General features: G+C 43.4%; 2 protein-coding genes. One reads left to right on the forward strand and one right to left on the reverse strand.

The annotated features are described in order from the left end of the window. Positions 1-265: NAD-dependent epimerase/dehydratase family protein (locus L4C33_RS22490; RefSeq protein WP_428814587.1), on the reverse strand; the 265-nt coding region annotated here is incomplete at its 3' end. Positions 266-364: 99 nt separating this feature from the next. On the opposite strand from L4C33_RS22490, the gene L4C33_RS22495 reads away from it, so the two are divergent. After that, positions 365-922 (forward strand): MATE family efflux transporter (locus tag L4C33_RS22495; protein WP_428814588.1); only part of this gene is annotated, 558 nt, incomplete at its 3' end.

A 922-nucleotide genomic window follows, 5' to 3' on the forward strand; every position in this document is an offset into this window, starting at 1 on the left:
CCTCATAGTCGAGAAAGTCATGTCCGTGTGCCATCCCATGCACAAGGAAAAAGATCAGTTCGAACTCGGGTATTAGTGCTTTGGTTGCCGTCGCGTCAGCTAAGTCTAAATAAGTTAGGGTTAGGTTGGGGTGGGGTTCTGTTCGCGCTTTTAAATAGTCAATATGCCTTGCAGCTGCAGTAACTTGATAACCTTGTTCAAGGAGCAAAGGAAGAAGCTGAGACCCTACATATCCAGACGCACCCAATACCAAAACTTTTTTCATTTAGACTCTATTCCTTTGTATGGTTAAAAACTAACCCCTGATATAATAGCTGCTAATTTTTCTTTATTCATCAATGTCTTCCAATGAGGTGATCTCAGAATGCTGCTTTCAAATATATTGCATCACACCCGTGGCGATTTTATTCGCCGGCTCATTGCTATTGCTCTACCTATTACTTTGCAAAGTATTATGTTTTCAAGTCGTGGTCTTGTGGATGTATTGATGTTAGGCCAACTTGGTGAAGCTGATATTGCAGCTGTAGGTGTTGCGAGCCGAGCGATGTTTGTGACGACTATTATGCTTGTTGGTGTGACAACGGGCGGGGCATTATTAACGGCTCAGTTTTGGGGGGCAGGTGATAAACAAGGTGTTAGGGAAAGCACTGCTCTTACGTGGCTGGTCTCGATGTTTTTTGCTGCTTTAACCGTCGTGTTCTTTATATTGTTTCCGCACCAAATTATGGCGTTAACGACAGACTCTGTTGAGGTGATTGAACTGGGTGTCGAGTACATAGTCATTACATCATTCAGTATGTTTGCCGTTTCGTGTGTTAGTAGTATGGCTGTGGGTTTACGAGCAATGCATAAGCCGGGTGTCAGTACTTTCTTTAGCGGCATCGGCATTCTATCGAACATATTCTTGAACTGGGTGCTTATT

Origin of the sequence: Vibrio makurazakiensis (assembly GCF_050337375.1) — a bacterium.
GTDB lineage: Bacteria > Pseudomonadota > Gammaproteobacteria > Enterobacterales > Vibrionaceae > Vibrio > Vibrio makurazakiensis.